The organism is Glycomyces niveus, assembly GCF_017592475.1.
In the GTDB taxonomy this organism is placed as follows: Bacteria; Actinomycetota; Actinomycetes; order Mycobacteriales; family Micromonosporaceae; genus Glycomyces; species Glycomyces niveus.
Genome location: NZ_JAGFNP010000004.1, coordinates 152,439 through 175,275, shown reverse-complemented (window position 1 = coordinate 175,275; position 22,837 = coordinate 152,439). Strand labels below are relative to the sequence as shown.

The following is a 22,837-nucleotide window of genomic DNA, read 5'->3' as shown; positions in this document are numbered from 1 at the left end:
GAAAGGACCGAACATGCGTGTACTCGTGACCGGCGGCGCCGGGTTCATCGGCGGCGGAATCGTCGAGCGGCTCGCCGCGCGCGGCGACCGGGTCGTCGTCCTCGACTCCCTCACCGCCCACGAGAAGGCCCCCGACCTGCCGGACCCGGTCGAGCTCATCGTCGGCGACCTCAACGACGAGGACGCCGTGCGGAACGCGACCGAGGGCGTCGACGCCGTCTGCCACCAGGCCGCCCGCGTCGGCCTCGGCGTCGACTTCGACGATGTGACCGGCTACGTGGCCGACAACGACCTCGGCACCGCGACCCTGCTGCGGGCGCTTTGGCGGCGCTCGTTCGCCGGCCGCCTCGTCGTCGCGTCCTCGATGGTCGTCTACGGCGAAGGCCGCTACCGGTGCCCAGAGCACGGCGATGTGCGCGCCGAGCCGCGCCGCCGCGCCGACCTCGACGCGGGCCGGTTCGACCCCCGCTGCCCGCACTGCGGCACCGCCCTTGCCTGGGCGACGGTCACCGAGGAGGCCCCGCTCGATCCCCGGAACGTCTACGCCGCCACCAAGGTCCACACCGAGCACCTCGCGTTCCTGTACGGCCGGGAGTCGGGCGCGCGGGTCTGCGCCCTGCGCTACCACAACGTCTACGGCCCCCGGATGCCCCGCGACACGCCGTACGCCGGGGTCGCGAGCATCTTCCGCAGCGCGCTCGAGTCGGGCGGCGTGCCGAGGGTCTTCGAGGACGGCGCCCAGACCCGCGACTTCGTGCACGTCCACGACGTCGCCCGAGCGAACGTCCTCGCCCTCGACAGCGACTGGACGGGCGCCTGCAACGTCGCCAGCGGCGAACCGCACACCGTCGGCGACATGGCCCGCGCCCTCGCCGCCGCGTTCCCGGGTGCCCCCGAACCGGTGGTCACGGGGGAGTACCGCCTCGGTGACGTCCGCCATGTCGTCGCCTCCCCGGACCTCGCCGCCGCGGCCATCGGCTTCCGCGCCGAGACCGCGTTCGCGGACGGCATGCGCGCCTTCGCGAGCGACCCGCTCCGCTGAATCACCGCCCGTCCTGCAGGACCCGCTCCGGTTCCTTCGCCCGCCGCCGCAGGTAGACGAGCGCGAGCGCGGCCACCGCGAGCGGGATCAGCAGGTACCAGCCGAGCGCCGTGGCGATCGCGGCCGTGCACGCGGTGGCGAACGCCGCGCCCCAGCGGGCGCGCCCCTGTAGGAGCTTCACGGCCGCGGCGCACGCGAGGACCGTGACCGACGCGAGCGCGGCCGAGGTGGCGCGCATGAGGAAGTCGAGGTCGAGGCGCAGGATCACTGCGAGTGCGAGGACGGCGGCGGTCGCCGCGGCCTGCACGGCGAGGCTGCGGTGGGGTGTGCGGCCGGGCTCGACGCCCTTGGCGAGCGGCGCGGGCATCGCGCCGTCGCGGGCGAGGGCCGCGCCGAGCCGGGACGACCCGGCGATGAAGGTGTTCATGGCGCCCAAGGCGAGCAGGCCCGCGCACACGGCCGTGACCGGCCCGGCGGCCGGCCCGAAGGCGTAGGCGAGCAGGTCCGCGAGCGGCACGGGGGAGTCGGCGGCGGCAGGGCCGAGCACGCCCGCGGTCGCCGATGCGAGCGCGAGGTAGATCGCGGCGACGATCGCCAAGGCGAGGGCGGTGACGCGGCGCAGCTGCCGGGCCGGGTCCGTGAACTCGCCGGAGAGGTGGCTGGCGGCCTCCCAACCGGAGAAGGCGTAGAACAGGACCGCGGCGGCCGAAAGCACCCCGGCGAAGCCGTTGGGCGCGAACGGGGTCAGATTGCCGACGTCGAAGTGCGGGAGCGCGGCGGCGCAGGCGCCCGCGAGGAGCACGATGAGCAGTCCCATGAGGACGAGCTGCGCGCCGCCCGAGAGCCGCAGGCCGATGTGGTTGGCGGCGAACGCGATCGCGAGGAGCGCGACGGCGATAACGGTGATGCCCGCGCCGCCGAGTCCGGCGGCGTCAGCGATGTAGGCGGCGCCCACGAGCGCGGCCGAGGGCGCGCCGACCGGGATGACGGCGTAGAACCACCAGCCGCAGACGGCGGCGGCGCGGTCGCCGAACGCGGCGCGCGTGAAGGTGGCGACCCCGCCCGCGTCGGGGCGCTGGGTCGCGAGCGCGGCGAACGTGGCGGCGACGGGGATCGACAGGAGCAGCATCGCGGCCCAGGCGACGAGCGCGGCGGGACCGGCCGCCGCGGCGGCCAGGCCGGGCAGGGCGAGCACGCCGGGGCCGAGCACGGCCCCGAGGTAGAGGGCGGTCCCCCGGGACGTCCCGAGCGAACCGTGAGGGCGGAGGCGGGTGGTCATGAGACCAAAGATTAGGCATCCATTCGGCCTGATCGTGATCCCGCCGAACGTTTGACCGGAATCGGCGGGACAATACGTGGATGGACGAACTTGACGCGTCGATCGTGCGCCTCCTCCAGACGGATGCGCGGCTCTCGAACCGCGAACTCGCCCGCCGCATCGGCGTCGCGCCCTCCACCGCGCTGGAACGCGTGCGCTCCTTGACGAAGCGCGGGGTGATCCGCGGCTACGGCGCGGAGGTCGACCTGGCCGCCATCGGCCGCAACGCGCAGGCGCTCGTCACGGTCCAGCTCGGCCAGCACCAGCGGGCCGCCTACGAGGGCTTCCGCGAGACCGTCGGCTCCTGGCCCGAGGTCCTCACCCTCTTCGTCGTCTCCGGCAGCGGCGACATCGTCCTCCATGTGGCCGTGCAGGACACCGAACGGCTCCACTCGTTCCTGGTGGACCGCTTGGCGACCCGGCCCGAGGTGGCCCGGTTCCAGACGTCGATGGTGTTCCAGCGCCTGCACAACCGGATCGTCGAACCGCTCGAGTAACCGTCACAGCGCCGGGGCCGCCTCCTCGAGCCGCGGCGGCGCGCCGCCGCGCAGGCGGTCGAGCCAGTCGTCGGCCGGGCAGCGGCGCAGGTCGGTGTACCGGCGCCGGAACTCGGCGAGGCGCGAACGCAGCCGCTGCGGGGCGTCCGCCCGCACCAGCGCCTCGGCCGACGCCGCGAAGCACGCGAGCGCCGCTTCGTGAAGCGTGTCGTCCGCCAAGCCGATGCGCGCGGCCTCCTCCCACATGTGCGTGGGCGGCTGCGGCCGCCCTTCGCACAGCGCCTCGGTCGCCTCGTACGCGGCGGCGGCCGCCCGCCGGTCGTCCATGAGGGTCGCCGCGACGATCGCGGGCACGATCCAGCCGTCGCCGTGCTGCTGGTCGATCATGCGCAGCTCGAGCCAGCCGCGCGGCCGCACGGGCGGGAAGAGCGTGCTCATGTGGTACTCGACGTCGTCGCGCGTGGGCCAGCGGCCGTCGTGGCCGTGCCGGATCCAGTCGCGCAAGGTCATGCCCGCCGGCACGTCCCACGGGCGCGGCGGGTCGCAGCGGTGGCACATGACCTCGGAGCCGAGCACCCACTGCGCGAAGTCGCGCCGCAGGTCGCCCTCCTCGGAGACCGCGCGGCCCCACCCGGGCAGCTTGCCCCACAGGGCCTGGCGGGTGGAGTTCCAGCCGCTGGGGCGCCCGTCGAGTTCGGGCGAGTTCGCGAACGAGGCGATCAGGACCGGCCCGAGCCGGTGCGCGAGGTCCCAGCGGCGGCGCAGCTCGGCGTCGTCGTCGCCCGCGTCCAGGTTGACCTGGACGGATGCGGTGCCGCACATGACCATGCGGCCCCACGGCCCGTCGCGGTCGTAGTACCGCTCCATGGTCCGGTACCGGTCGTCGTCGACATAGCGGACCGGGTTGACGGAGCCGTCGAAGCCGCCGCCGCGCACGGTCTGGCCGCGCGTGGCGAGGGCCGCTTCGAGCGCGGCCTGGTCGGCCTCGGCGGAAGCGATGCACGCGGCGAGGTCGTCGCACGGCGCGGAGCTCATCTCGACCTGGCCGCCGGCTTCGCGGCTCACGCCGCCGCCGTTGGGCAGGTCCCAGCCGGTCTCCAGGTCGCCGCGCGGTTCGACGAGCCATTCGAGCTCGACGCCGACGCGCCGCGAGGGCCCGGTGACGAAGCCCCGCCACCCGATGAAAGCGGCCGCCTCGTCCGCGGTGAACGGCGTGTCCATGCAACCTCTCCTTTCGGAGCCGAGATGCAGAGCGTCCCGTGCGGGATCACCCGTCGGGAGGCATCGGGAGGATGCCCAGAACGGCGCCCGTTAAGCCGGGCCGGACAGGCCTGCGCGGCCTTCGGAACACCGATATGAAGGTAACTTGTGTTTCCGGGTGGGTCGGTCACTTTGCCAGGACTGCCGCCAGGAACGCGGCCAGCGCCGTCGTGACCTGCCCGGGAGCCTCCTCGGCCATGTGGTGGCCCGAGTCGACGACCGCCCGGCGCACCTGCTGCTCGCACCACGTCTCCCAGATCGCACCCGGGTCGCCGTACCGCCGCCCGGTGTCGTCCCGGCTCGACCACATGGCCAGCACCGGTGCCCGCACCCGCCGCCCGGCCTCCCGGTCGGCCGCGTCATGCCGCGGGTCGACGGCCAGCCCGGCCCGGTAGTCCTCGACCATGGCCCTGACCGTGCGCGGATCGGTAACGGCGGCACTGGTGTAGGCGTGGTTATCGGCGCCCATCGCGGCCTCGTCCAGCCGGTACCACGCCAGCGGGTCGGCGGTGATCACGCGCTCGGCATGCGGCGACGCGCCGAGGAAGAACCAGTGCCACCATGCCGCGGCGAAGGCCGCGTCCGCCCGCTCGAGCGTCTCGACGATCGGCACGCCGTCGCACACCGCCAGCGCGCTCACCCGCTCCGGATGGTCCATCGCGGTCCGGAAGGCCGCATACGCGCCGCGGTCGTGGCCGACGACGGCGAACGCCTCCCGGCCCAGCGCCGACATGAGAGCGGCGAAGTCGCCCGCCATCGCCCGGTCGCAGTAGACCAGGTGCTCATCGTCCGGTTCGGGCTTCGAGGAGCTGCCGTACCCGCGCATGTCGGGGCAGACCACGAAGTAGCCCTGCTCGGCGAGCGCGGGAGCCACCCGGTACCAGGTCGCGTGCGTGCGCGGGTGCCCGTGCAGCAGCAGCACCGCGGGCCCTTCGCCGCCCGATCGGCCGTGCAGCGCCACACCCGGCGCGGTCTCGATGTCCCATTCGTCGAATCCGCTGAACATGGCCGTTGAGATACCCGCCCCGCCGCGTCCGACACGTCGATCAGGGCCGGGCCAGGGCCTCGTCGAAGATCCGGCGGTGCGCGAAGAGGTGGGCGTGTTCGCGCCTGCTCCACGCGATGCGCTCGGCCGTCTGTGCGGCCGTGGCCGGCGCGGTCGCCGGTCGGGCCTGGAACCCCGCCCAGAACCGCACGTTCCGCGCCTGCCGCTCGAGCACGCAGTCGACCAGGACCTGCCGCTGCGGCGAAGCCAGCCCGTACGCGTCGGCGATGAGCCGCACCTGCCCGGCCTGCCGGGCCGGCGGCATCGTCCCCGTCGAGGAGATCGACCACGTCCAGGCCAGGTAGGCGACATCTTCGAGCGGGTCGCCGGGCGCGGCCTCGGCGAAGTCGATGAACGCCGCGGGCACGCCGTCCTGGAAGACCACGTTGTTCGGGCCCGGATCGTGGTGGCAGACCGCCTCGAAGCGCCCGGCCAGCCCACTGCCGCGGGTCGCGTCGTGCATCGCCCGCAGCAGCACCGCCGCCGCCCGCACCTGCCCGTCAGACCACGCCTGGAACCGCGAGGGCACCGTCCCGGGAATGAACGACAGCAGGTCCGCCCCGCCCTCCTGCCCCAGGTACCGCGGCGCGCCGGTGAAACCCCGGTCCTCGAGCAGTCGCAGCAGCGCGGCCATGAAACCCGATCCCTCGCACACCGGTCGTCGCACGGTTTCACCGACCCGGACCACACCGGCCGCGATCCGCCCGCCGGTCAACGGCACCGCGCCCTCGGAACTCAAACCGCACCACCGGAATTCAGTACACCGGACTCAAAGACGATGCGACGATCCACGCCCCGACCCTACCGGCCGCGGCTCAGGTCGCGAGCAGGTAGACGATCGCCACCGTGCCGATGGAGGCGATGATGCCGCGGAGTGCGGACGGGGAGAGTCTGCGGCCGACGCGGGCGCCGACGATCCCCCCGAGAGCCGATCCGACGGCGATGAGGGCGACCACGAGCCAGTCGACGCTGGCGGGGGCGATGATGAGGAAGGTGACCGCCGCGATCAGGTTCACGGCCATGACGAGCAGGTTCTTGATCCCGTTGAGGGACTGCACGGTCTCGACGGTGAGCAGGCTCAGCAGCCCGACGATGAGGATGCCCTGCGCGGCGCCGAAGTAGCCGCCGTACACGCCCAGCAGGAACACACCGGCGAAGGTGACGATGTTCATCCACACCGGAGTCCCTGTGGACGCGGGCCGATCGGCCGCCCGCCGGGCGGCGCTGCGCTGCACGAGCGGCCCGAGGAGGACCATGGCGATGCCGAGGGTGATCAGCGCGGGCACGATCAGTTCGAACGCCTCAGACGGCAGCACGAACAGGAGCGCGGCGCCGCCGATGCCTCCGGCCGTCGAGGCGGGCAGCAGCAGCCGCGCCAGATGCCGGTTCGCTCGCAGTTCCCTGCGGTAGCCGATGGTCCCGGACAGGCTGCCGGGCACGAGCCCGAGCGTGTTGGACACGTTCGCGACGACGGGCGGGTAGCCGAACAGCAGGAGCACGGGGAAGGAGATGAGCGTCCCCGACCCGACGACCACATTGATCATCCCGGCGCCGAACCCGGCCGCCAAGATCGCGCTCAATTCGAGCCAGCCCGAAAGGCCGCTGGTCAGGTCGATGGTCGCGGACATCCGGTGCTCCCACGGTCGGCGGCTATGGTCGCGCACTTGAGGGACGGTGCGGTCCGAAGTCTGCGCTATGCCCGCGAGCCCCGCGCGAGCGGGCCGAGCGGATGTGCCGTGCACGCTTTCCTTAAGGGCCGCTCCCGGACCGCGGGTCCGGGAGCGGCCCGCCGCCACTACAGGTCGTGGCTGGCCAGGAAGTCCAGGACCGTCTGGTGCCAGGCCTCGGGCTGTTCCAGCATGAGCACGTGCCCGGCCTTGATCTGGGCGTGCTCGGCCCCGGGGATGCGCTCGGCGAGGTACCGGTGGTTCGCGGGATCGACCAGCAGGTCCTCGGTCGCCTCGATCACCAGCGTCGGCACGTTGATCCCGGCCAGGTCCCCAGTGGTGTCGACCCGCCCGACCAGCGCCGCCTGCGCCGCGGTGCCGCCCGGGATCGTGGCGGCGATGCCCTCGATCGTGGGGGCGAGCGCTTCGGGCGGCATGCCGTTGGCGAACGCGGGGCTGAAGGCCGAGGCGAGGACGAAGCGCGCGAAGGAATCGCGGTCGTCCGCGGCCAGGAGCGCGCTCCACAAGTCGAGTGCCAGGCGCAGCCGGTTGTCCGGTCGGGCGAGGCCTGCGGCGAGCACGAGGCCGGTCACGCGTTCGGGGTGGCGGGCGGCGGCGCGGACGGCGACGGCCGTGCCGAGCGAGAAGCCGATGATCGTGAACCGCTCGGTGGCGGCTTCGGCGACGAGTGTGTCGGCGAGGGCGTCGAGGTCCAGCGGCGTGTCGTCGCCCGGGAAGTCGGAGCCGGTCACCTTGTGGCCCTTGGCCAGGAGCGGGATGAGGCTGCCGAAGTTCGCTTCGATGCCGCCGCCCGCGCCGTGGGCGAGGACGATGCCGGGGAGGGAGCCGGTGGTCTTGGTGGTGAGAGAAATGTTCGCCATGGCGGCGACGTTATGGTTTGACACCGGTGTGAAGGTCCAACGTTTGTGTCGGAGGTCATGGTGCTGATCGGCGAGCTGTCGCGCCGCACGGGAGTGAACGCCCGTCTGCTGCGGTACTACGAGGAGCAGGGACTGCTCGTGTCCGACCGCGACGGGAACGGCTACCGCCGATACGGCGCGGACGCCCCCTCCCGGGTCGAGCGGATCCGCGAACTGCTCGACTCCGGCTTGTCCAGCAAGGAGATCCGCGAGCTCCTGCCCTGTGCCGTGGATGACGGCATCCGCCACTGCGACCATTCGCGCGCCGTCCTCGGCGAAGGCCTGGAGCGGCTGGAGGACCAGATCGCCGCCCTCGAGACGAAGCGCCGCCTCCTCGCCGTCCAGGTCGCGGCCGCCGCGAGCCGCCCCCTCGAGGACGGCCCCGACCTTCCGTGACCCCGACCGCGCGAGATCGGCACCGCGAACGCGGATTGGCCGGTGCCGGACCGGGTTAACCGCCATCATGAGCGGGAAGGAGGTTCCGATGACCGACCAGGACCAGGGATACGCGCAAGGCGACGACGAGCCGTTCGGCTTCGTCGACGACGACGAGGAGGAAGGAGAGGAGCTCGAGGAGGACATCCTCGGCTCCCGCGACTACGCCGAGGCCGACCGGTACGGGATGACGCAGGAGGAGCAGCGGCGCGGAACGCCCCTGAACATGGAGCTCGCGGCCGAGGAGCGCGAGGTCTGGGAGGACGACGGCGGCCCCGGTCCCGGCGATCCGGTACCGGACGAGCCCGCCGAGCCGCGGGACCTCGAGGGCAGTGAACCGGCCGCTGAAGACGAGCCGCCGCGGGGCTAGGGGAGTCGCCGCTCCAGCGCGATCATCCGCATCCACGACTCCAGAGTGGAGATGCACTCGAAGAGATCGGTCGTGGTGCGCGAGGCTATTTCATGCTCCCAGTCGGGGTCGAGGACGGCGATGCGAAAACCGTGGCCGCCGTACCAGCCGGCGTCGATGCTGATCTCCCGCGCTTGCGGGCCGCCGCGCTCGGCCGCCTCCTCTGCGCTCAGCCAGGGCGGCCGTGCCGTCCGCGCCCAGTACAGGTCCTCGGAGTCGTTGGCCTCCAGCCTGCCATCAGGCAGACGCCTGGCCGAGAGCTCGTTGTAGACGACGTTCCAACCGGCCGGCACCCGCAGCGGGAGCAGCCCCCAGTCCGCGGAAGCGGCCGCGGCCAGCGGTGAGCCGGCCGGGAGCCGGAAGATCGGATCCATGCGCCGCAGCGTACCCACCGGCGCCGGGAGCGAGAGATGTCGATGCCCGCATTTGCCGGCCACGCGGCCGCGCCCCTCTCCAGGATGGCCATGTCCGCGTTCACCGAGGAAAGGGCCGGCGGCTACATGAGCATCGGCATCGAAGTGTCCACCGTCATCGAACGGCCGGTCAGCGACGTCTTCACCTTCTACGCGGACCACCACGTCGAGAACCACCCGCGCTGGGACCCGGACATCGAGCTGTGGTTGGACGAGGACGAGCCGATCGGCGTCGGCACCGTGATCCGCAGGCGGAACAGCAGATCCGGCACGCCCGTGGAAGGCACCATGGAGATCGTCGAGTTCGAGCGCGACCGGTCGATCGCCGCCAAGATCGTCGACGGCCCCATGCGGGTCGAGGGCCGCGCCCGCTTCGAGTCCTTGGGACCGGCCACCACCAGGCTCACCGTCGGCGCGGACTTCCCGGTCGACGACTCGATGAGGGACTTCCTCGAGACCGCGATGCGGCGCAGCCTCACCAACATCGAGCGGCTCATCGAGGAAGACGGAGCTTGAAGGCCGCGCGATCAGATCTGCGTCTGGTGCAGGGTCTCCTGGATCGGCTTGTAGATCTTGTCGTAGTGTCCGCTCTCGATGAAGGGGCGGTACCGCTCGAGAAGATTGAGATTGTCCTCGAGGTACGTCTTGGAACCCGAGCCGTGCTTGATGAACGACGCGAGTTCCCCCTCCTGCTCGGGGCTCAGCGGTGTCGTCGAGCCGGGGCCGCGGCTCGTGGCGGCGATCGCGGCGAAGGTCTGGTGCACGTCGATCGCCTCGGGCAGCAGTGCCTCGATCGCCAGCTGGCACTCATCGAGTGCGATGAGCATTTCGTTGGCAGTGCGCCGGGCGGCCGCGCGCGTTTCGACCGCCTGAGCGGCCCCTTCCAACCCGAGGGCGCGCATATCGATGGTCAGATCGCGCTCGGCGCGCTCGAGTTCTTTCACCGTCCTGCCGATCTCGCGCATCTTCTCGTTCAGCGCCAGTGTGGCCTTGGTGAGCGCATGCTCGGCCGCCTTGATCTCTTGCTCCGCTTCCAACGTCTGGATCTCCAGCAGCAGGCGGTTCGTCTTCTCGAGTGTTTCCTCCATGTTCTTGATTCGCGGCTGCTTCGACAAGATCCACTCGGCCAGCTTTGTCGAGGCCTCCTTGGCGAATTCGATGCCGACATCGGCCGCGTCCTTGCCGGTGACGAAGACCTTGAGGCTCTTCAGCGTCAGGTCGACGCCGGTGCCGATGTCCTTCGCGTAGGTTTCGATCCGCTTCTTCTCGGCGTCGACCGCCCCCTTGGCCTTGCTCTGCCAGTCCTGCACCCGCACCTTCGCCGCGGCGTCGACCTTTCCGTAGAGTGCGGCCGTGGCCTCGTCCACCGCCCGCGTCTCGACTTCGGGTACAGGGGCGACCTCGAGGGCCTCATAGGCTTTGAGGTACGTCTCGGTGGCCTTCTCGATCGCCTGCGTCCCGGGCTTGTCGCTCTCGTGCCTGATCCTCGTGGAGGCCTGCTTCACGACCTCGGCGTCGATGCCGGCGGTGTCACCGAATTGCTTGAGCGCCACGGCCAGGTCGCCGCATCGGCCGATCTTCGGCACCACCTCCGTGTTGATCCGGCCGACGAGTGCATTGTGCTTGCCCTTCACCAGGTCCATGGAGAAGATGCCGACGTGGGAGGGCAGCTCGCGCTGGACCGAGACGGGCGGGCCGGCGGAGCGCTGGAGCGACGGCTGATTGCCCTGGATCAGCTGTCCGACAGCGCGGTTCCCCATGCGGCGCTGCAGGCGCAGCAGGTCGGTCTGCGAGCTTCGGGCGTGGTCCTCGCCGTGGGTCTCGGAACGCGAGTTCCCGTTGCCGCGGGAGCCCGCCGACGCACGCTCATCATCACGGTCGACGGGCCCACGCTTCACCATTTGTCCAGGCTATGGGCGTTGGGCCCGGAATGCCATGGAAGTCGGTGCCGGCGTTCGGGCAGGCCAGTTTGCCTTATGGTGCAACCGGAGTCCGGTCGGTGCCGGGGTCACGGCACCGACCGGATCCGTTTTCAGGCCCGGTCGGTGAGCCGGGTGAGCTTGGCCAGGATTTCGGAGGCGGTGACGGGGTCGAGGTCGCCAAGCGGTGAGGGCTTGCGCTCGTCGAACCACCACCGCGGTTCGCCTTCGGCGACCGTCGCGTATTCGACGGTCTGCTCCGGGGATTCCTTGGCGTTCCCGGCCCAGATCCCGGGCCGCAGCGCCACCGCGACGACGACACCGTTGGCAAGGGTGCAGGAGATGCCCGGCTCCACGCCGGCGTCCTCGGGCTTGGCGCGTTCCCAGCCCTGGCTGGACGATCCGAGGATGCGGAGGGCCTCGACCTCGGCGCCTTCGAAGCGCGTGAGGCGGCCGGTGCGGCGCTCCTCCGGGGTGAGGGCCATGACGGACCTGGCGAGCTGGTCGAACGGCTGCAGGATCTCGTAGTCGGCGAAGAGCTGGATCCAGTCCGCGGTCTCGTCGCCCATGAGGACCGGGTGGCTGAGGCGGATCACGGCGTCGTCGGGCAGCTCGACCGGGTCGTCGTGCATGTCCGAGTAGGTCAGGTCCTCGGCGATCCGGAAGCCCGTGTTCGCACCGCCGTTCTCGAACGACCACACGAGCCGCCGGGCCAGGTGCCGGTTGAGCGGGTGGCCGACGAAGTACCGCTCGTACTCGTCCTTGGTCCAGGTCCGGGCCGCGACCATGGCAGCTTCGAGGCGGCGCACCTGCTCGGCGGCCACCGTGCGCAATTCCTTCTTCAACGCGGTGAACCGCTGGTAGGCCGCGTTCGCCTTCTCGGCGTCGTCTTTCACGCCCGGTTTCGGAAGCGCCTTGAGCGCCTTGCCGGTCTGGTCGGTGACGCTCGGCGCCAACTGCTCGTCGAGCGCCACGGTGAAGCTGCGGGCTCCGTAGTCGAGCACGAGCGCGTCTTGGTCGCCGAGCCCGAGGTCGGGGACGAGGCGGTCGGCGAGCTGCTCGCGGTTGAGGCCGAGGCGTGCGGCGATCACGGTGATCCGGCTCGTCGCCTCCGCTTTGAAGGCCTTGAACTTCGTCCGGTCGGCGATCTGCTGGAGCGCCCGAATGGCGTCCTCGGTGCCGATCTCGGCGAGCACCTCCAGGCCCGCGACGGCCCGCTTGTGGTGTTTTTCGTCCGGCCATCGAGGCACCCGCTCGGCGAGCGCCGCCACCGTCTCGGCGTCGGCGAAGTGGACGAGCTGCCGAAGTGCCCAGCCGTCCTTCGCGGGCGAATCGGACGCCAGCCACCGCTCGAACAGGGCGAGGCTGAAGCGGGTGAGGGATTCGGGGTCGCAGGCCTCGGCTGCGACGTCGAGACCCGGGTAGTGATAGTCGGGGTCGGACAGCGCGAGCACCGTGATCAGGTGCGGGACCGAGTCGGCGGGCAGCGCCCGGTCGCGTCCTTTGAGGAGGACCTGCGGTAGCGCGGACGGCACGGCCCACTTGCCGGGCTTGACAACCTTGACGCTCGGGGTCAGCGGGTCCTCGCTGAGCTGCGCGCCGACGGCTTGGGCCGCTTCGGTTCCGAACAGTTCGGTCGCGGCCGCCACCGCCGCCTTGCCGTGCCGCACTGCCAGATGGTTCAGGGCGGCTTCGGCGTACCGGCGGCGGTCCTTGTCCGCGTCGAGGGCGTCGGGCACCAGGTAGGGGACGGCGGCGAGACCGTGCCGGTCGAGCCAGCGCAGCGCGTGCGGCCGGGCCGCCTTGACCCGCACGAGGCGTTCGGCTGTGATGCGTGCGGCCTCGAGGTTGAGGATGGGTCCCGGCAGTTCGTAGCAGAGGTCGTACTCGAGGGACAGGCGCTGCACGCGGTCGAGGATGCGTTCGCCGAACCGGGCGAGGAGGCGCTGCAGGTCGGACGGGTGGTCAGGCGCTCCGGTGCCGTCCCACTGCTCGAGTCGGGGCTCGGCGAGCGAGAGGTCGCCGTTCGCGAGGAAGGTCGTCAGGCGCCAGCCGTACGCGTCGAGATCGGGCAGCGAGCCGAAGTTCTCGAGCCAGAACTCGTTGTGGCGGTCCGGGTCGGGGATCGCGTTCCAAGCTTCCTGTTCGCCTGCGGCCCAGACAAGGTGCGTCTCGGTCGGTGGTTCGAGACCTGGGATGGTGACGGCCTTGGGGCGCCTGCGAGTCCATGGTGGAGTGACGAGCAGCGGCGGCAGGTCCTCTGGTCCGGCCTCGGGGACGAAGCCGGTGGCCGCGAACAGGTCGTCGAGGGCGGTCTGCTCGGTCGCGTCGAGGTGGGCGCGGAGCGCGGGGTCGGGGAGGGCCGCGATGGCGACGAGGCCGGCGCGTTCCTTTGCGGACATCGTGGGCGCGAGGCGGGCCGCGGTGCGCAAGGTCCTGAGGGGGAAGTTCGCGGCGGCCTTGGTGGCGAAGCCGAACGCGGACGAGCCCTTGAGGCGCGACAGGAGGTACGTCATCGCCTCGTCGCTGGGGAGCAGTGAGACCGCCTCCAGTACCTGCTCGCGGAACCTGCTGCGGAACATGCTCGTGCGGGTCATGCCGGTCAGGATCCCGAAGGCGTCGACGCCGAGGTGGGCGACCAGGGAGACGAGGGCGTTGTACCCGATGAAGTGCTCCCCGGCCTCGAGGATGCCCACGGCCGCGATCTGCTCGGCGCTGCTCATCGAGTGCCACACGATGTCGTCGTTGTAGCTGTTCTCGCGCGCCTTCATGAAGTCCGCGCAGCCTTCGAGCACCCATTGATGCTCGTCGGGGAGCAGGACCATCGCGGCGATCCGCGCGGCGGCGGTCGCACGGTGACCGGCGACGGCCGCGACGACTTGGGCGTACTCGTCGTCGCCCGCCCTGGCCAGCAGGGAGCGCGCGGCGGCGATCCCGTCGTGGTCGAGTTCGCGGTCGAGCACCTCGACCTCCTCCGCGGAGCTCTCGACGAGGACCCGCTCCGCGATCGGGGGCCGGTCGCGATAGGTCTCGGTCTGCTCCTGGACGGCGAGGAACTCCACCGCCGCGGCCACGGCGAACGCCAGGCCGTGGTCGGTGAACCAGGCGTCGAACGCGGGCCGCATCCACGACTTCCCGTACAGTTCCTTCGGCTCGACCAAGAGCGCCGCGACGACGGCCGCGCCGCGCGGATCGGCGGCGCCGTCGAGGTACGCCCTGCCCGCGGCGGCCCAGGCCTCGTTCCCGACGAGGGCCAGCGCGGCACGCAGGTCATCGGCCTTTTCGGCCTGTTGCCGGGCGACCTCCGCGACCGCCTCCGGGTCGGCGGGTTTGGCCGCCTTCTTGTACGGCGTGCCGCGACGCGGCAGCACGCGGTTCTTCCAAGACGCCGGAAGTTTGAGCTTGTCCTCTTGGGGCGCAACGGCTTTGGTCATCATCGTCCTTCGTGCGGCCGGGAATGTCGTCGCCGAGCATAGGAAGCCGGTGCGACATTCCCGTTCTGTCACAGGTTGCGCACTATGGGAGATCGAGTCGAAAACCCTTCGATGCGGGGCGGCGCGGCCGCTACCCTGGCCGCATGCCTGGAGAGTCGCCGGTCGCCCGCTTCTACGACCAGCTCGCGGCCGACTACCACCTGATGTACGCGGACTGGGACGCGAGCATGGAGCGGCAGGGGCGCGCCTTGGACGCGGTGATCCGGGCCGGACTCGGCATGGAGCGAGCCGCGGTCCTGGACTGCTCGTGTGGCATCGGCACGCAGGTGATCGCCCTCGGGCGGCGCGGCCACCGCGTCACCGGCACCGATATCAGCCTCGCCGCGGTCACTCGCGCGGTCCGCGAAGCCGAACGCCGCGACGTCGCCTTGGCGGCGGCGGTGGCGGACATGCGGCGGCTGCCGTTCGCCGACGACCGGTTCGACGTCGTGGTCTGCGCCGACAATTCGCTGCCCCACCTGCTCGACGCGGAGGCGGTGCGCGGGGCGCTGACCGAGATGCGGCGGGTGCTCCGGGACGGGGGACTGGCGGTGGTCAGCACGCGCCCTTACGACGAAATCCTGGCGGCCCGCCCGGCCTCGACCCCGCCGCAGGTCAGCGCCGGACCCGACGGCGGCAGGACGGTCACGTTCCAGTTGTGGCACTGGCACGACGACGGCGAGCACTACGATCTCGAGCACTTCCAGCTCGTCCCTGACGGCTCGGACTGGTCGGTGCGCGTGCGGCGAGCGACCTACTGGGCCGTCACGCAGCGGCAGCTGACCGGCCTCGCCCTGGAAGCGGGATTCACCGAGCCTGAATGGAAGTCCAGCGAAGACACCGGCTTCTTCCAGCCAGTCTTCACTGCGCGGGCCTGATCCCTTCGCCGCGTGAGGCGGCTTTCGGGCCACCGTCCGAGCGGATGGCGTTCACACTGGGGTGGGCGCCGATCGCCGGTGCGCCGGGGGAGCAGAGGAGTGAAGAATGATCGTCAATGTGGACCGTTCGAGCGTCGCGATGGGGGACGACACCTACCCGCACGCGCAGCAGATGGAGATGTCGGAGGGGAGCACCATCGCCGAGGCCGTCGCGTACCTGCGAATCCACAAGTTCCTCGCGTACATCGCGGGAGGGCGCGCGACCTGGCTCCTCGAAGTGAACGGCAGGCCCGCGGCCGTGATCGCGCAGCAGTGGGCCGAGCCGAAGTTCGCGATCGACCCTTCCACGGAACTCGGCTCGTTCGGCCCCGAGGTCTCGCTCATGTTCAGGTACCGGGCGCAGATCGACCCCGACGACCTCTACGACACCCTTGCCGGCGACTGACCGACTCGGCAATGGTGTTGAACTCCCGCAACAGAATCGGATAAACCTGACTTCATGCGCGCCACCGAGTCCGACACCGGACCGCTCGAGCGGGCGGCTCTCCCGCGAGTGCCGAGGCGCGTGCTCGTCGCGCTCTGCGCCACTCAGATCACGAGCTGGGGCGTCCTGTTCTACGCGCTTCCGGTGCTGCTCGCGGACATCACCGCGGACACGGGATGGTCGACCGCCGCTGTCATGGGCGCCTTCTCGATCGGGCTCGCCGCCTCAGCCCTCGCCGGGATCGCGGTCGGCCATCTCCTCGACCGGCGCGGCCCGCGCCTGGTCATGACCGCGGGATCGGTCACCGCCGTGGCGGCGGTCGCCGGCATCGCGACCGCGCCGAACCTGTGGTGGTTCACGGCCGCCTGGGTCCTCTCCGGGATCGCGCAGGCGGCGGTCCTCTACAAGCCCGCCTTCGCCGCCATCACCGTCTGGTACGGGCCCCACCGCGTCCGGGCATTGACCATCCTCACCCTCGCCGGAGGCCTCGCCTCCACGGTCTATGCGCCCTTCACCGCGTTCCTCGCGGGCCGCTTCGACTGGCGCGGCAGCTATCTCGTGCTCGCCGCGATCCTCGCCGTCCTGACGATCCCCGCGCACGCCATCGCCCTCGACCCGCCCTGGCCCGGCCACCGGCCGCACGATGAAACGGGGGAGGAGCGAACGCCCGGGCTGGACCGCCGGGCGATCATCGCCTCGCCGGCGTTCATCGCGCTCGCCGCCGCCATCGCCTTGGGCGCGTTCGCGATGGGCACCTCGAACCTCTACCTCGTGCCGCTCATGACCGGCCGCGGCATGGACACGACCACGGCCGCATGGGCACTGGGGCTCTGCGGCGCCGGGCAGCTCCTCGGCCGCGTCGCGTACGCCCCGATCGCCGCCCGGACCGGGCCGACCGCCCGCGCGGTCGCGATCATCGGCACCGGGGCGGCGATGCTGCTCGCGACCGCGCTCATCGCGGGCCCTGTCGCGCTCGTCTTCGCCACGGTCATCATCCTCGGCGCCACGCGCGGCGCGTTCACCCTCCTGGACGCCACCGTCATCACCGACCGGTGGGGGCCGCACGGCTACGGCACCCTCCACGGCATCCTCACCGCCCCGGCGACCATCGCGGTCGCCCTGAGTCCCTGGGCCGGAGCCCAGCTCGCCGCCTTGACCGGCGGCAACGCCTCGATGTTCGCCCTCCTCGCCGGCCTCACCGCGGTCGCCGCCGTCATCGTCCTGGTAGAAGGACTCGGCGCCCGCCGCAGACTGACTCCGCCGGTTGGCCCGACCCCCTAACCTGTGAAGATGACCGACGGTTACCGAGCCTCAGTCCAGCGCCCGCACCGGCGGATCATGTGGCAGGCACTGGAGTGGCCCGGCTGCGAAGACCTCGACCTCGCGTTCGACGGCACCGGAGTCGTCGCCGACGGGCTCGTCATCGCCCGGGTCGACGGCGAAGCGGTCCGGATGGCCTACCGCGTCGAATGCGACGAGCACTGGCGCGCCCGCGAGGTGACCATCGGCCTCCACGGCGAGACGCCCCGGACCTTCGCCGGCGACGGGGCGGGCACGTGGCTCGAGGACGGCCGCGAACGCGCGGACCTGGCCGGCTGCATCGACGTCGACATCGCGCTGACGCCCTTCACCAACACGCTCCCGATCCGCCGCCTCGCCCTCGCCGAGGGAGCCGCCTCCGACCTGGACGTCGTCTACTTCCTGCCCGCCCCGCGACTCGATGTCAGCCGAGCGGCACAGCGCTACCGCCGCACCGGCTCGGGCTACCGGTACGAATCGGGATCCTTCAGCGCCGACTTGACCGTGGACGGCGACGGCCTGGTCACCGACTATCCGGGTCTGTGGGCCATAGTGGACAGCGGCGAACCCGCACCCTGACCCGGACCCTAAGCCGCAGCTCCGGGCGAAGGCCCAAGCGCCCTCGCCAAGGCATACTCGAGCGCGGCGCGCGCGTCCTCAATGGTGCGCTGACCGACCGCGACGTCGACGCCGAAGCTGACGGCCAGCGTCAGCAGCAGATCCGCCTCCCGCTCGGGTGAGAGCCCCGGGTCGGCTCGCCCCGCGTCCTGCGCCTCGTGCACGGCCGCGGCCCCCAGCTCGCGGATCTCGTCGTCGCCGTCGGTGAGGATCGCGGCGACCTTCGGCTCGCTGGCGAGACGCCCGAAGAACGCCTGGACCGCGTTCCCGTCCGTGCCCGAGAGCGGCGGCTCCGCGACCGCCGACCTGATCGGCAACACCGTCTTCGCGCTCATCGCGATCCTCATCTTGCTCGCCGCGGGCCGCGCCGTGTCGCGCCCGAACGCCGGCTGAGCCGTCCGAACGATGTTCCGGCTTATGGAAGCGCGCGCGTGAGCCACACGATCTCACCTCGGTCGTCGGTGGTGACGTGGTCGCGTTCGAAGCCGATCTTGTCGAGGACCCGGAACGACGCCGTATTCCAGGTGCGCACGGTCGACCAGAGCCGCTTCCGCCCGGTCAGGGCCGCGGCTTCGAGGACGGCGGCGGCCGCTTCGGTGGCGTAGCCGTTGCCGTGCACGCGTTTGAAGAGCTCGTACGCGATCTCGGGTTCGTCGAGCGTGGCCCGGCCGACGGTCAGCCCGCAGTAGCCGATGAAGTCGCCCTCCTCCCGGCGGCGTATCGGCAGCAGGGCGATCCCCGTCTCGGCGGCGGAGGCGAGTCCACCTTCGATGATGCCGCGGGTCTCCTCCACCGTCGGCGTCCACCCGCCGCGTTCGGCGTGGAGCTCGCGGAGCGCTTCGGCATCCCCCTCGACCCAGGGCTGCATGGTCAACCGGGCGGTCGCCAGGTGGAATGACATCGGCTCGTATTCAGGCATGGCCCTACTGTGCCATCGATGCGGCGCTGAGACCAGGCTGGTGTGGTGGACTTGGATCCGCATTGCCGCATCCGCCTACCGAGAGGAAGTCCATGAACCGGGCGAGCGACTTGACCGCACTCGAGCACCGTTATGGGGCGCACAACTACCACCCGTTGCCGGTGGTGCTGGCCGAGGGCGAGGGTGCGTGGGTCACCGACACCGAGGGCAACCGGTACCTCGACTGGCTCGCGGCGTACTCGGCGGTGAACTTCGGGCACCGGCATCCGCGCTTGGTCGCGGCGGCGAAGGCCCAGCTCGACCGGCTCACGCTCGCCTCCCGGGCCTTTCACACGGACGCGCTCGGCCCGTTCCTGTCAGGACTCGCCGAGCTGTGCGGCAAAGAAGCCGTCCTGCCGATGAACACCGGCGCCGAGGCGGTGGAGACCGCGATCAAGGCCGCCCGCAAATGGGGCTACACGCGCAAGGGTGTCGCCGCCGGGAAGGCGCGGATCGTCGTGTTCGACGGGAACTTCCACGGCCGCACCACGACCATCGTCGGCTTCTCGTCCGACCCGGACGCCCGCGAAGGCTTCGGGCCCTTCGACGGCGGCTTCGACTCGGTCCCGTACGGCGACATCGACGCCTTGCGCGCGGCGATCGGCCCCGACACGGTCGCCGTCCTCATCGAACCCGTCCAAGGCGAAGCCGGTGTGGTCGTCCCGCCCGGGGGCTACCTGCGCGCGGTCCGCGAGGCCTGCGACCAGAGCGGCGTCCTCTTGATCGCCGACGAGATCCAGTCCGGGCTCGCGCGCACCGGTCGCACCTTCGCCTGCGACCGCGAGGCGGTCGTGCCCGACGTCTACCTGCTCGGCAAGGCCTTGGGCGGCGGCATCGTCCCGGTCTCGGCGGTCGTCGCCGACCGCGAGGTCATGGACGTCTTCACTCCCGGCACCCACGGCTCCACGTTCGGCGGCAACCCCCTCGCCGCCGCCGTCGGCACCGAGGTCGTCGCCATGCTCGCCACCGGCGAGTGGCAGCGCCGCGCCGCCGAGCTCGGCGAGCACCTCGAAGCCGCGCTCGCCAGACTCGAGGGCGTCGACGCGGTGAGGGTCTGCGGTCTCTGGGCAGGCGTCGACCTCGCCGACGACGGCCCGACCGCACGAGAGGTGTGCGAGCGCGCCGCCCGACTCGGCCTGCTGTGCAAGGAGACCCAGCGCAGGACCGTCCGCATCGCCCCGCCCCTGGTCATCGAACCCGCCGAGATCGACCGCGGCATCGCGATCCTCGCCCGCGCCATCGCCGGTAGCTGATCCGGACCCGGCTGAGCGGCTGCGGCAGTCCCTGTTCGTAAACGGTTCGTGCGCATGACCGACCACTTCGCGGGGGACGACCGGATGATGCGCTGCCCCGGTGTCACGATCGGCGACAACAGCGCCGTCGGTGCGGTCGTCACCCGCGACCTCCCCGCGAACGTCGTCGCCGTCGGCAACCCCGCCAAGGCGGTCCGCGCTCCGGAGCCGTGACCGGCTCAGTCGGACAGGCGGGCCACGGTGATGAGGACGACCGCGTCTTCGAGGACCTCGAGGTCGTAGTCGCCGACGTCGGGGACGGCGATGAGGTCGAAGGGGACGCCCGTGGTGGACTCGCCGTTCGCGGTGAGGCGGACGCGGCCGCGGATGACCAGGAAGGTCGTCTCGGCCGGATTGGGATTGTCATCGAGGGACGCCCCCCGGTTCAGGGCGATGAGGGTCTGGCCGAGAATCCGCCCGCTGCCGCCGTGCACGGTCCGCCCCGCCCGGCCCGAAGGCGAGGCCGAAGCGGCCTGCACGAGTTCTTCGACCACGGTTCCTGCTGCGCTTATCTGCATAGGCCGATGCTAAATCGCTAGCACGTTTCACGTTGCCGTAAGCGGAAATCGGCGACGACAGTGCGCGAAACCCGCATGTCCGGCCCCTCGGCGGTACATCATCGAGGTCCGCCCGGGTACCCGAGCGCGGACAGGAGGTGCCGAGGATGACGGAAGCCGAGACGTTCGACGCGGTCGTGGTCGGGGCGGGCCCGAACGGCCTGGTCGCCGCGAACCTGCTCGCCGACGCGGGCTGGGAGGTGCTGGTCCTCGAAGCCGCCCCCGAACCCGGCGGGGCCGTGCGCACCACCGAGATCGCCCCCGGGTTCCGCTCCGACCGGTGCAGCGCCTTCTACCCGCTCGCCGCCGTCTCCCCGGTCGTGCGCGGCCTCGACCTCGAACGCCACGGCCTGCGCTGGCGGCGCGCACCGGAAGTCCTCGCACACGTGCTCCCCGACGGCCGCGCCGCCGTGCTCTCACAAGACCTCGACCGCACCGCCCAGTCCCTCGACGCCTTCGCGCCCGGCGACGGCGGCGCGTGGCGGACCGAGTTCGAACGCTGGCAGCGGGTCCGCGAGCCCCTGATCGAGGCGATGTTGCGCCCCTTCCCGCCCGTCCGCGCCGGCGCCGGGCTGCTGCGGGCACTCGGCGCCGCCGGCGCGCTCCGCTTCGCCCGCGACCTCATGCTCCCCGCCCGCCGCTTCGGCGACGTGCGCTTCACCGGCGAAGGCGCGAAGCTCCTCGTCGCGGGCAACGCCATGCACAGCGGCCTCGGCCCCGACCAGGCCGGGAGCGGCCTGTTCGGGTGGCTGCTCTCGATGGTCGGCCAGGACGTCGGCTTCCCGGTGCCCGAAGGGGGCGCGGGCCGGCTCACCGCGGCGCTGGTCGCCCGCCTCCACTCGCTCGGCGGCCGCCTCGACTGCGGCAGACCCGCCGCGAAGATCCTGCACGCCAGGGGCGTCGCCGTCGGCGTCCGCGATGCCGAGGGCACCGACATCCGGGCCCGGCGGGCGGTGCTCGCCGATGTCGCCGCCCCGCACCTGTACCTCGACCTCGTCGACGCCGACCACCTCCCCGCCCGCCTCTCGGCCGACCTCAAGGCGTTCGAATGGGACCCGGCCACGATCAAAGTGGACTGGGCGCTGAACGGACCGGTCCCCTGGACCGTTGCCGGCGCCGCTGACGCCGGCACCGTCCATTTGGGCGCCGACCTCGACGGCCTCTCCACGATGAGCGCCGACCTCGCCTCCGGTCGCGACCCGCAGGCACCCTTCCTGCTCATGGGCCAGATGACCACCACCGACCCGACGCGCTCGCCCGCCGGGACCGAGACCCTCTGGGCCTACACGCGGCTGCCCCGCGGCGGCGGCTGGAACGCCGACCGCGTCCGCCGCGGCGTCGAACGCATCGAAGCGGTCATCGAGCGCCACGCCCCCGGCTTCGGCGACCGTGTCACCGCCAGGCTCGTCAGCGGCCCCCGCGACCTCGAAGGCCTCGACCGCAACCTCGACGAAGGGGCCATCAACGGCGGCACCGCGGCCGTGCACCAGCAGCTGTTCTTCCGGCCCGTGCCCGGCCTCGCCCGGGCCGACACCGTCCTGGACCGCCTCTTCCTCGCGAGCGCCTCCGCTCACCCCGGCGGTGCGGTCCACGGGGCCGCGGGCGCGAACGCCGCCCGCGCGGCCCTCGCCCGGAACGGCGCCGCGGGCGAGGCCTACCGCGCCGCGATCGCCTGCGCGCACCGCGTGCTCTACCGCGACGACTGACCGGCTCCAGGCCCGTGACCAGGTTTTACGGCCCGCCGCGGCGGGTACCTCCACTTGCGCGGAGCACGCGGAGTCGCGTCCTCCGCACCGGACGAAGGCGGTGCACGATGAGTCGTAAGACGGCGTCAGACGCGATGGAGCGAGGCGTCACCGCGCGCGTCTCGGCCACCCCGGAAGCCGTGTTCGCGGTACTCGCGGACGGCTGGAACTACGCGTCCTGGGTCGTCGGCGCCTCCAGCATCCGCGACGCCGACGAGCGCTGGCCCGCCAAGGGCGCCCGCATCCGCCACAGCATCGGGCCCTGGCCGCTGGTCATCAAGGACTACACGAGCGTCGCCGCCGTCGATCCGCCGCACTTGCTCGTCCTCGAGGCCCGCATGTGGCCGTTCGGGAAGGCCCGCGTGCGCTTCGACATCGCCCCCGACGGCGAGGGCGCCACGATCAGGATGACCGAACTTGCCGTCAACGGGCCGGTCGCCGCCCTCCCGGACCCGTTGCAGGCCAAGCTGCTCGCGCCCCGCAACCGCGAGACCCTGCGCCGCCTCGCGCGCCTGGCCGAGGCCAAGGCGAAGTCCGGCTGACCACGGCCTCCGGGCGGGGTCGGCCGTGACGGGCGCCGCGGGGAGGCATAGCGGCCGCCGTTTCGG

General features: G+C 71.8%; 24 protein-coding genes and 1 pseudogene. 13 read left to right on the top strand and 12 right to left on the bottom strand.

The annotated features are described in order from the left end of the window. The first annotated feature begins 13 nt into the window (after positions 1 to 13). Positions 14 to 1,042, top strand: a complete 1,029-nt coding sequence (locus J5V16_RS09245; RefSeq protein ID WP_208495817.1) for an NAD-dependent epimerase/dehydratase family protein — start codon at positions 14 to 16, stop codon at positions 1,040 to 1,042. A 1-nt stretch (position 1,043) separates the two neighbouring features. Here J5V16_RS09245 and J5V16_RS09240 read toward each other — a convergent pair whose 3' ends face one another. After that, a complete protein-coding gene (locus J5V16_RS09240) occupies positions 1,044 to 2,321 on the bottom strand; it encodes an APC family permease (RefSeq protein WP_208495816.1) in 1,278 nt (425 codons plus the stop codon). 80 nt (positions 2,322 to 2,401) lie between these two features. On the opposite strand from J5V16_RS09240, the gene J5V16_RS09235 reads away from it, so the two are divergent. After that, positions 2,402 to 2,857, top strand: coding sequence for an Lrp/AsnC family transcriptional regulator (locus J5V16_RS09235; RefSeq protein ID WP_208495815.1), 456 nt, complete (start codon positions 2,402 to 2,404; stop codon positions 2,855 to 2,857). A 3-nt stretch (positions 2,858 to 2,860) separates the two neighbouring features. Here the strand turns inward: J5V16_RS09235 and J5V16_RS09230 are convergent, their stop codons facing one another. The 5 genes from J5V16_RS09230 to J5V16_RS09210 form a co-directional block, all read right to left on the bottom strand. After that, positions 2,861 to 4,078, bottom strand: a complete 1,218-nt coding sequence (locus J5V16_RS09230; protein WP_208495814.1) for a glutamate-cysteine ligase family protein — start codon at positions 4,076 to 4,078, stop codon at positions 2,861 to 2,863. A gap of 166 nt (positions 4,079 to 4,244) precedes the next feature. Then, positions 4,245 to 5,123: an alpha/beta hydrolase gene (locus J5V16_RS09225; RefSeq protein WP_208495813.1), complete on the bottom strand. Its 879-nt coding sequence runs from the start codon at positions 5,121 to 5,123 to the stop codon at positions 4,245 to 4,247. 40 nt (positions 5,124 to 5,163) lie between these two features. Further along, positions 5,164 to 5,796 (bottom strand): phosphotransferase, encoded by a 633-nt coding sequence (locus J5V16_RS09220; protein WP_208495812.1) that lies wholly within the window; start codon positions 5,794 to 5,796, stop codon positions 5,164 to 5,166. 181 nt (positions 5,797 to 5,977) lie between these two features. Next, complete coding sequence (locus J5V16_RS09215; protein WP_208495811.1) at positions 5,978 to 6,790, bottom strand: sulfite exporter TauE/SafE family protein; 813 nt, start codon at positions 6,788 to 6,790, stop codon at positions 5,978 to 5,980. Positions 6,791 to 6,957: 167 nt separating this feature from the next. Further along, positions 6,958 to 7,710, bottom strand: coding sequence for an alpha/beta fold hydrolase (locus J5V16_RS09210; RefSeq protein ID WP_208495810.1), 753 nt, complete (start codon positions 7,708 to 7,710; stop codon positions 6,958 to 6,960). 45 nt (positions 7,711 to 7,755) lie between these two features. Here J5V16_RS09210 and J5V16_RS09205 point away from each other — a divergent pair, with 45 nt between their 5' ends. Then, positions 7,756 to 8,145 (top strand): MerR family transcriptional regulator, encoded by a 390-nt coding sequence (locus J5V16_RS09205; RefSeq protein WP_208495809.1) that lies wholly within the window; start codon positions 7,756 to 7,758, stop codon positions 8,143 to 8,145. An 88-nt stretch (positions 8,146 to 8,233) separates the two neighbouring features. Next, positions 8,234 to 8,554 carry a hypothetical protein gene (locus tag J5V16_RS09200; protein WP_208495808.1) on the top strand — a complete coding sequence of 107 codons (321 nt, stop codon included), beginning with the start codon at positions 8,234 to 8,236 and terminating at the stop codon, positions 8,552 to 8,554. Here the strand turns inward: J5V16_RS09200 and J5V16_RS09195 are convergent. Beyond that, on the bottom strand, positions 8,551 to 8,967 hold the full coding sequence (locus J5V16_RS09195) for a hypothetical protein (RefSeq protein WP_208495807.1): 417 nt from the start codon (positions 8,965 to 8,967) through the stop codon (positions 8,551 to 8,553). The two genes, J5V16_RS09200 and J5V16_RS09195, sit on opposite strands and share 4 nt — an antisense overlap. 90 nt (positions 8,968 to 9,057) lie before the next feature. Between J5V16_RS09195 and J5V16_RS09190 the strand changes: the two genes are divergently transcribed. Beyond that, positions 9,058 to 9,522 (top strand): SRPBCC family protein, encoded by a 465-nt coding sequence (locus tag J5V16_RS09190; protein WP_208495806.1) that lies wholly within the window; start codon positions 9,058 to 9,060, stop codon positions 9,520 to 9,522. 11 nt (positions 9,523 to 9,533) lie between these two features. Here J5V16_RS09190 and J5V16_RS09185 read toward each other — a convergent pair whose 3' ends face one another. Then, positions 9,534 to 10,907 carry a hypothetical protein gene (locus J5V16_RS09185; RefSeq protein WP_208495805.1) on the bottom strand — a complete coding sequence of 458 codons (1,374 nt, stop codon included), beginning with the start codon at positions 10,905 to 10,907 and terminating at the stop codon, positions 9,534 to 9,536. Between the two features lie 131 nt (positions 10,908 to 11,038). Continuing rightward, complete coding sequence (locus tag J5V16_RS09180; protein WP_208495804.1) at positions 11,039 to 14,359, bottom strand: DUF4132 domain-containing protein; 3,321 nt, start codon at positions 14,357 to 14,359, stop codon at positions 11,039 to 11,041. A 143-nt stretch (positions 14,360 to 14,502) separates the two neighbouring features. Between J5V16_RS09180 and J5V16_RS09175 the strand changes: the two genes are divergently transcribed. The 4 genes from J5V16_RS09175 to J5V16_RS09160 all read left to right on the top strand — a co-directional run bounded on the left by J5V16_RS09175 (position 14,503) and on the right by J5V16_RS09160 (position 17,638). Then, the gene (locus J5V16_RS09175; protein ID WP_208495803.1) at positions 14,503 to 15,276 is read left to right on the top strand and encodes a class I SAM-dependent methyltransferase; all 774 of its coding nucleotides are present in this window, start codon (positions 14,503 to 14,505) and stop codon (positions 15,274 to 15,276) included. A 106-nt stretch (positions 15,277 to 15,382) separates the two neighbouring features. Further along, a complete protein-coding gene (locus J5V16_RS09170) occupies positions 15,383 to 15,721 on the top strand; it encodes a hypothetical protein (protein ID WP_208495802.1) in 339 nt (112 codons plus the stop codon). A 54-nt stretch (positions 15,722 to 15,775) separates the two neighbouring features. Further along, on the top strand, positions 15,776 to 17,041 hold the full coding sequence (locus J5V16_RS09165) for an MFS transporter (protein ID WP_208495801.1): 1,266 nt from the start codon (positions 15,776 to 15,778) through the stop codon (positions 17,039 to 17,041). Between the two features lie 9 nt (positions 17,042 to 17,050). After that, a complete protein-coding gene (locus J5V16_RS09160; RefSeq protein ID WP_208495800.1) occupies positions 17,051 to 17,638 on the top strand; it encodes a putative glycolipid-binding domain-containing protein in 588 nt (195 codons plus the stop codon). Between the two features lie 8 nt (positions 17,639 to 17,646). On the opposite strand, the gene J5V16_RS09155 is transcribed toward J5V16_RS09160, so the two are convergent. Together J5V16_RS09155 and J5V16_RS09150 are read right to left on the bottom strand one after the other, a co-directional pair. Then, positions 17,647 to 18,012 carry a hypothetical protein gene (locus J5V16_RS09155; RefSeq protein ID WP_208495799.1) on the bottom strand — a complete coding sequence of 122 codons (366 nt, stop codon included), beginning with the start codon at positions 18,010 to 18,012 and terminating at the stop codon, positions 17,647 to 17,649. An 80-nt stretch (positions 18,013 to 18,092) separates the two neighbouring features. Then, complete coding sequence (locus tag J5V16_RS09150; RefSeq protein ID WP_208495798.1) at positions 18,093 to 18,596, bottom strand: GNAT family N-acetyltransferase; 504 nt, start codon at positions 18,594 to 18,596, stop codon at positions 18,093 to 18,095. A gap of 92 nt (positions 18,597 to 18,688) precedes the next feature. On the opposite strand from J5V16_RS09150, the gene rocD reads away from it, so the two are divergent. Together rocD and J5V16_RS09140 are read left to right on the top strand one after the other, a co-directional pair. After that, positions 18,689 to 19,888 (top strand): ornithine--oxo-acid transaminase, encoded by a 1,200-nt coding sequence (rocD, locus tag J5V16_RS09145; protein ID WP_208495797.1) that lies wholly within the window; start codon positions 18,689 to 18,691, stop codon positions 19,886 to 19,888. A gap of 93 nt (positions 19,889 to 19,981) precedes the next feature. Further along, positions 19,982 to 20,101: pseudogene (locus J5V16_RS09140) on the top strand (sugar O-acetyltransferase); the annotation flags it as partial. A gap of 5 nt (positions 20,102 to 20,106) precedes the next feature. On the opposite strand, the gene J5V16_RS09135 reads toward J5V16_RS09140, so the two are convergent. Then, complete coding sequence (locus J5V16_RS09135; RefSeq protein ID WP_208495796.1) at positions 20,107 to 20,445, bottom strand: cupin domain-containing protein; 339 nt, start codon at positions 20,443 to 20,445, stop codon at positions 20,107 to 20,109. A gap of 146 nt (positions 20,446 to 20,591) precedes the next feature. Between J5V16_RS09135 and J5V16_RS09130 the strand changes: the two genes are divergently transcribed. Together J5V16_RS09130 and J5V16_RS09125 are read left to right on the top strand one after the other, a co-directional pair. Beyond that, a complete protein-coding gene (locus tag J5V16_RS09130) occupies positions 20,592 to 22,190 on the top strand; it encodes a phytoene desaturase family protein (RefSeq protein ID WP_208495795.1) in 1,599 nt (532 codons plus the stop codon). A gap of 107 nt (positions 22,191 to 22,297) precedes the next feature. Further along, the gene (locus J5V16_RS09125; RefSeq protein WP_208495794.1) at positions 22,298 to 22,771 is read left to right on the top strand and encodes an SRPBCC family protein; all 474 of its coding nucleotides are present in this window, start codon (positions 22,298 to 22,300) and stop codon (positions 22,769 to 22,771) included. Positions 22,772 to 22,837 lie beyond the last annotated feature (66 nt).

Excerpts from the sequence above, each read along its gene's own strand:
- J5V16_RS09245 (WP_208495817.1), top strand. The coding sequence starts at position 14 with ATGCGTGTACTCGTGACCGGCGGCGCCGGGTTCATCGGCGGCGGAATC.
- J5V16_RS09240 (WP_208495816.1), bottom strand. The coding sequence starts at position 2,321 with ATGACCACCCGCCTCCGCCCTCACGGTTCGCTCGGGACGTCCCGGGGG.
- J5V16_RS09235 (WP_208495815.1), top strand. The coding sequence starts at position 2,402 with ATGGACGAACTTGACGCGTCGATCGTGCGCCTCCTCCAGACGGATGCG.
- J5V16_RS09230 (WP_208495814.1), bottom strand. The coding sequence starts at position 4,078 with ATGGACACGCCGTTCACCGCGGACGAGGCGGCCGCTTTCATCGGGTGG.
- J5V16_RS09225 (WP_208495813.1), bottom strand. The coding sequence starts at position 5,123 with ATGTTCAGCGGATTCGACGAATGGGACATCGAGACCGCGCCGGGTGTG.
- J5V16_RS09220 (WP_208495812.1), bottom strand. The coding sequence starts at position 5,796 with ATGGCCGCGCTGCTGCGACTGCTCGAGGACCGGGGTTTCACCGGCGCG.
- J5V16_RS09215 (WP_208495811.1), bottom strand. The coding sequence starts at position 6,790 with ATGTCCGCGACCATCGACCTGACCAGCGGCCTTTCGGGCTGGCTCGAA.
- J5V16_RS09210 (WP_208495810.1), bottom strand. The coding sequence starts at position 7,710 with ATGGCGAACATTTCTCTCACCACCAAGACCACCGGCTCCCTCCCCGGC.
- J5V16_RS09200 (WP_208495808.1), top strand. The coding sequence starts at position 8,234 with ATGACCGACCAGGACCAGGGATACGCGCAAGGCGACGACGAGCCGTTC.
- J5V16_RS09195 (WP_208495807.1), bottom strand. The coding sequence starts at position 8,967 with ATGGATCCGATCTTCCGGCTCCCGGCCGGCTCACCGCTGGCCGCGGCC.
- J5V16_RS09190 (WP_208495806.1), top strand. The coding sequence starts at position 9,058 with ATGTCCGCGTTCACCGAGGAAAGGGCCGGCGGCTACATGAGCATCGGC.
- J5V16_RS09185 (WP_208495805.1), bottom strand. The coding sequence starts at position 10,907 with ATGGTGAAGCGTGGGCCCGTCGACCGTGATGATGAGCGTGCGTCGGCG.
- J5V16_RS09180 (WP_208495804.1), bottom strand. The coding sequence starts at position 14,359 with ATGACCAAAGCCGTTGCGCCCCAAGAGGACAAGCTCAAACTTCCGGCG.
- J5V16_RS09175 (WP_208495803.1), top strand. The coding sequence starts at position 14,503 with ATGCCTGGAGAGTCGCCGGTCGCCCGCTTCTACGACCAGCTCGCGGCC.
- J5V16_RS09170 (WP_208495802.1), top strand. The coding sequence starts at position 15,383 with ATGATCGTCAATGTGGACCGTTCGAGCGTCGCGATGGGGGACGACACC.
- J5V16_RS09165 (WP_208495801.1), top strand. The coding sequence starts at position 15,776 with ATGCGCGCCACCGAGTCCGACACCGGACCGCTCGAGCGGGCGGCTCTC.
- J5V16_RS09160 (WP_208495800.1), top strand. The coding sequence starts at position 17,051 with ATGACCGACGGTTACCGAGCCTCAGTCCAGCGCCCGCACCGGCGGATC.
- J5V16_RS09155 (WP_208495799.1), bottom strand. The coding sequence starts at position 18,012 with ATGAGCGCGAAGACGGTGTTGCCGATCAGGTCGGCGGTCGCGGAGCCG.
- J5V16_RS09150 (WP_208495798.1), bottom strand. The coding sequence starts at position 18,596 with ATGCCTGAATACGAGCCGATGTCATTCCACCTGGCGACCGCCCGGTTG.
- rocD (WP_208495797.1), top strand. The coding sequence starts at position 18,689 with ATGAACCGGGCGAGCGACTTGACCGCACTCGAGCACCGTTATGGGGCG.
- J5V16_RS09135 (WP_208495796.1), bottom strand. The coding sequence starts at position 20,445 with ATGCAGATAAGCGCAGCAGGAACCGTGGTCGAAGAACTCGTGCAGGCC.
- J5V16_RS09130 (WP_208495795.1), top strand. The coding sequence starts at position 20,592 with ATGACGGAAGCCGAGACGTTCGACGCGGTCGTGGTCGGGGCGGGCCCG.
- J5V16_RS09125 (WP_208495794.1), top strand. The coding sequence starts at position 22,298 with ATGAGTCGTAAGACGGCGTCAGACGCGATGGAGCGAGGCGTCACCGCG.